The sequence below is a fragment of the Cellvibrio sp. OA-2007 genome (genome assembly GCF_000953825.1).
GTDB lineage: Bacteria > Pseudomonadota > Gammaproteobacteria > Pseudomonadales > Cellvibrionaceae > Cellvibrio.
The window spans coordinates 1-5,734 of the sequence record NZ_BBUL01000055.1 but is presented as its reverse complement, the minus strand read 5'-3'; the positions used below and the strand labels follow the sequence as shown (position 1 = coordinate 5,734).

The following is a 5,734-nucleotide window of genomic DNA, read 5'->3' as shown; positions in this document are numbered from 1 at the left end:
AAAGAAAACGCTTGCGAATAGTAAGAAGGTGCGTATAATGCGCCTCCCACGGTTGAGTCGAAGCGCTAACCGGTTTTTTAACAAGACAGATCAAGCAATGCGTGTGGGCACTTGCGGATGGTGATTGGCGATAAGCAAATTATCAGAAGTAGTGAACACACAAACAGTAATGTATTTGTGTTTAATGCATCTGAGCAAAGTTTTAGTTGTTTCTTAACTGGATTTATCTGGTGGGAACGACACCTGATTTTAAACTGAAGAGTTTGATCATGGCTCAGATTGAACGCTGGCGGCAGGCCTAACACATGCAAGTCGAGCGGTTGAAAGTAGCTTGCTACTGGATACAGCGGCGGACGGGTGAGTAATACATGGGAATCTGCCTGGTAGTGGGGGACAACAGTTGGAAACGACTGCTAATACCGCATACGCCCTACGGGGGAAAGGGGGGGATCTTCGGACCTCTCGCTATCAGATGAGCCCATGTCAGATTAGCTTGTTGGTGAGGTAAAGGCTCACCAAGGCGACGATCTGTAACTGGTCTGAGAGGATGATCAGTCACACTGGAACTGAGACACGGTCCAGACTCCTACGGGAGGCAGCAGTGGGGAATATTGGACAATGGGCGCAAGCCTGATCCAGCCATGCCGCGTGTGTGAAGAAGGCCTTAGGGTTGTAAAGCACTTTCAGTGGGGAGAAAGGTCATTCACCTAATACGTGAGTGAATTGATGTTACCCACAGAAGAAGCACCGGCTAACTCCGTGCCAGCAGCCGCGGTAATACGGAGGGTGCAAGCGTTAATCGGAATTACTGGGCGTAAAGCGCACGTAGGTGGTTTGTTAAGCTAGCTGTGAAATCCCCGGGCTCAACCTGGGCACTGCAGTTAGAACTGGCAAGCTAGAGTAGGGTAGAGGGGTGTGGAATTCCAGGTGTAGCGGTGAAATGCGTAGATATCTGGAGGAACATCAGTGGCGAAGGCGACACCCTGGACTCATACTGACACTGAGGTGCGAAAGCGTGGGGAGCAAACAGGATTAGATACCCTGGTAGTCCACGCCGTAAACGATGTCTACTAGCCGTTGGGAGCCTTGAGCTCTTAGTGGCGCAGCTAACGCACTAAGTAGACCGCCTGGGGAGTACGGTCGCAAGATTAAAACTCAAATGAATTGACGGGGGCCCGCACAAGCGGTGGAGCATGTGGTTTAATTCGACGCAACGCGAAGAACCTTACCAGGTCTTGACATCTAGAGAACTTTCCAGAGATGGATTGGTGCCTTCGGGAACTCTAAGACAGGTGCTGCATGGCTGTCGTCAGCTCGTGTCGTGAGATGTTGGGTTAAGTCCCGTAACGAGCGCAACCCTTGTCCTTAGTTGCCAGCGAGTAATGTCGGGAACTCTAAGGAGACTGCCGGTGACAAACCGGAGGAAGGTGGGGATGACGTCAAGTCATCATGGCCCTTACGACCTGGGCTACACACGTGCTACAATGGGCAGTACAAAGGGTTGCCAAACCGCGAGGTGGAGCTAATCCCATAAAACTGTTCGTAGTCCGGATTGGAGTCTGCAACTCGACTCCATGAAGTCGGAATCGCTAGTAATCGTAAATCAGAACGTTACGGTGAATACGTTCCCGGGCCTTGTACACACCGCCCGTCACACCATGGGAGTGGGTTGCAAAAGAAGTAGCTAGTCTAACCGCAAGGGGGACGGTTACCACTTTGTGATTCATGACTGGGGTGAAGTCGTAACAAGGTAGCCCTAGGGGAACCTGGGGCTGGATCACCTCCTTAAACGATTTGCCAACCCGTCTGTAAGTGCTCACACGCATTGCTTGATCGACTGGAATCAATAAAAGATTTGTTAGTCGCTAGTCCCCTAGTGCTTGTCGCTAGACGCCGCGAGTTACTTTGAAAGGTAAGCGGCCGACAACTAGTGTCTACAGACCAAGAATATAGGCCTGTAGCTCAGCTGGTTAGAGCGCACCCCTGATAAGGGTGAGGTCGGCAGTTCGAGTCTGCCCAGGCCTACCAAATTTGCCTCACTCTTCGTTAAAGCGATGCTCATGTGCTGAAGCACACTTCACATCCCTTTGCCTCGATTGAGCCAAATTAAGAATCTTACCTTTAATGGTGTGATGATTAAGGGGCTATAGCTCAGCTGGGAGAGCGCCTGCCTTGCACGCAGGAGGTCAACGGTTCGATCCCGTTTAGCTCCACCAATTATCTTTTATTGATTAAAGAAGAAGTCAGTCAATTACTGTCTTCGCTTTACATTCCTCCCAATCGAATCGTTAAACGATAAGAAAAAGAGAAATTAATAAAGCTAAGAACGTAACTGACTGGTTTTTACGCCAGATGCTCTTTAACAAGGTGGAATGTAAAGTAATAAATTGCTGATTTATGGATGTCTTGTGTATCTCTACACAAAAGTCCGGCGAATCATACTCATGCGATGCGCTTATTATCGTGAGCGTATCAATGTTGTAAATCGTTAAAGCAGTCGCTTGTGTTATATGGTCAAGCGACTAAGCGCACACGGTGGATGCCTAGGCAGTTGGAGGCGATGAAAGACGTAGGAGCCTGCGATAAGCTCGGGGGAGCTGGCAAACAAGCTATGATCCCGAGATCTCTGAATGGGGGAACCCACCTACCTTTGGTAGGTATCGTACAGTGAATACATAGCTGTACGAAGCGAACCCGGGGAACTGAAACATCTAAGTACCCGGAGGAAAAGAAATCAACCGAGATTCCCTTAGTAGCGGCGAGCGAAAGGGGACCAGCCCTTAAGTGGCTTTGGTGTTAGTGGAAGGCTCTGGAAAGTGCCGCGATACAGGGTGATAGCCCCGTACACGAAAATGCCTTAGTCATGAAAACGAGTAGGACGAGACACGTGATATCTTGTCTGAATATGGGGGGACCATCCTCCAAGGCTAAATACTCCCAACTGACCGATAGTGAACCAGTACCGTGAGGGAAAGGCGAAAAGAACCCCTGTGAGGGGAGTGAAATAGATCCTGAAACCGTGTGCGTACAAGCAGTAGGAGCAGACTTGTTCTGTGACTGCGTACCTTTTGTATAATGGGTCAGCGACTTATTGTCAGTGGCAAGGTTAACCGTATAGGGGAGCCGTAGCGAAAGCGAGTCTTAATAGGGCGTCTAGTCGCTGGCAATAGACCCGAAACCCGGCGATCTATCCATGTGCAGGTTGAAGGTTGGGTAACACTAACTGGAGGACCGAACCCACAAATGTTGAAAAATTTGGGGATGACGTGTGGATAGGGGTGAAAGGCTAATCAAGCCGGGAGATATCTGGTTCTCCCCGAAAGCTATTTAGGTAGCGCGTCATGTCTCACCCTCGGGGGTAGAGCACTGTTTGGGCTAGGGGGTCATCCCGACTTACCAACCCCATGCAAACTACGAATACCGAGGAGTGCAATCATGGCAGACAGACAGCGGGTGCTAACGTCCGTTGTCAAGAGGGCAACAACCCAGACCGCCAGCTAAGGTCCCCAATGTTAGTTAAGTGGGAAACGATGTGGGAAGGCTTAGACAGCTAGGAGGTTGGCTTAGAAGCAGCCACCCTTTAAAGAAAGCGTAATAGCTCACTAGTCGAGTCGGCCTGCGCGGAAGATGTAACGGGGCTAAAACTAGCAACCGAAGCTGCGGCTGCATACTATGTATGTGGGGTAGGGGAGCGTTCTGTAAGCCGTCGAAGGTGTGTTGAGAAGCATGCTGGAGGTATCAGAAGTGCGAATGCTGACATGAGTAACGATAAGGGGAGTGAAAAACTCCCCCGCCGGAAGATCAAGGGTTCCTGTCCAACGCTAATCGGGACAGGGTTAGTCGGCCCCTAAGGCGAGGCAGAAATGCGTAGTCGATGGGAAACAGGTTAATATTCCTGTACCTCTTTTTACTGCGATGGGGGGACGGAGAAGGCTAGAGCAGCACGGCGTTGGTTGTCCGTGTTTAAGGTCGTAGGCTGGTGTCTTAGGTAAATCCGGGATGCTAAGGCTGAGAACTGATGACGAGTGTTCCTCGGAACATGAAGTGCTTGATGCCATGCTTCCAAGAAAAGCCTCTAAGCTTCAGGTAAAAAGAGACCGTACTCCAAACCGACACAGGTGATCAGGTAGAGAATACCAAGGCGCTTGAGAGAACTCGGGTGAAGGAACTAGGCAAAATGGCACCGTAACTTCGGGAGAAGGTGCACTGCTGGTGGTGAAGGGCTTGCCCCGTAAGCTACTGGCAGTCGAAGATACCAGGCCCCTGCAACTGTTTATTAAAAACACAGCACTCTGCAAACACGTAAGTGGACGTATAGGGTGTGACGCCTGCCCGGTGCCGGAAGGTTAATTGATGGGGTTAGCGCAAGCGAAGCTCTTGATCGAAGCCCCGGTAAACGGCGGCCGTAACTATAACGGTCCTAAGGTAGCGAAATTCCTTGTCGGGTAAGTTCCGACCTGCACGAATGGCGTAATGATGGGGGCGCTGTCTCCACCCGAGACTCAGTGAAATTGAAATCGCGGTTAAGATGCCGTGTACCCGCGGCTAGACGGAAAGACCCCGTGAACCTTTACTATAGCTTTGCACTGAACTTTGAACCTATCTGTGTAGGATAGGTGGGAGGCTTTGAAGTCGAGACGCTAGTTTCGATGGAGCCGTCCTTGAAATACCACCCTGGTATGTTTGAGGTTCTAACGTCGGTCCCTTATCGGGATTACGGACAGTGTATGGTGGGTAGTTTGACTGGGGCGGTCTCCTCCCAAAGAGTAACGGAGGAGCACGAAGGTGTGCTAATCATGGTCGGAAATCATGAGGTTAGTGTAAAGGCAAAAGCACGCTTGACTGCGAGACAGACATGTCGAGCAGGTACGAAAGTAGGTCTTAGTGATCCGGTGGTTCTGTATGGAAGGGCCATCGCTCAACGGATAAAAGGTACTCCGGGGATAACAGGCTGATACCGCCCAAGAGTTCACATCGACGGCGGTGTTTGGCACCTCGATGTCGGCTCATCACATCCTGGGGCTGAAGCCGGTCCCAAGGGTATGGCTGTTCGCCATTTAAAGTGGTACGCGAGCTGGGTTTAGAACGTCGTGAGACAGTTCGGTCCCTATCTGCCGTGGGCGTTGGAGATTTGAGAAGAGTTGTTCCTAGTACGAGAGGACCGGAATGAACGAACCTCTGGTGTTCGGGTTGTCATGCCAATGGCATTGCCCGGTAGCTACGTTCGGACGGGATAACCGCTGAAAGCATCTAAGCGGGAAGCCTCCTTCAAGATGAGATCTCCCTGGGACTTTAAGTCCCCTAAAGAGCCGTTGAAGACTACGACGTTGATAGGTTGGGTGTGGAAGCGCTGCGAGGCGTTGAGCTAACCAATACTAATTGCTCGTGCGGCTTGACCATATAACAGAATCGACTGTTAGACGGTTTACGATTCAATGCAGAAAGATAATCCTTATCTGCTCCGGACTTGTACGATACGCAAGCATCCAATACAGAAATCCTAAAAGACTCTGTTAAAACATCAGCAATCACTTTACAATCCACCGCCCTATTTGAGTCAATCGAGGCTGATGTAATACACATCCTAAGACCTCCGAACTCATAACGAATTGCTTGACGACCATAGCAAGTTGGAACCACCTGATCCCATACCGAACTCAGAAGTGAAACGACTTAGCGCCGATGGTAGTGTGGGGTCTCCCCATGTGAGAGTAGGTCATCGTCAAGCTTCTAA

The 5,734-nt window shown here is 50.4% G+C and carries 2 tRNA genes and 3 rRNA genes; all 5 read left to right on the top strand.

Annotated elements, in window-relative coordinates:
• Positions 1 to 251 precede the first annotated feature (251 nt).
• Positions 252 to 1,788: ribosomal RNA gene (locus tag AWU77_RS02430) — 16S ribosomal RNA — on the top strand.
• A gap of 163 nt (positions 1,789 to 1,951) precedes the next feature.
• Positions 1,952 to 2,028, top strand: a tRNA-Ile gene (locus AWU77_RS02425).
• A gap of 112 nt (positions 2,029 to 2,140) precedes the next feature.
• Positions 2,141 to 2,216 (top strand) — tRNA-Ala (locus tag AWU77_RS02420).
• 296 nt (positions 2,217 to 2,512) lie between these two features.
• Positions 2,513 to 5,400, top strand: a 23S ribosomal RNA gene (locus tag AWU77_RS02415).
• 212 nt (positions 5,401 to 5,612) lie between these two features.
• A 5S ribosomal RNA gene (rrf, locus tag AWU77_RS02410) occupies positions 5,613 to 5,728 on the top strand.
• The 16S, 23S and 5S rRNA genes sit together here with 2 tRNA genes alongside, the layout of an rRNA operon.
• Positions 5,729 to 5,734: the final 6 nt, after the last annotated feature.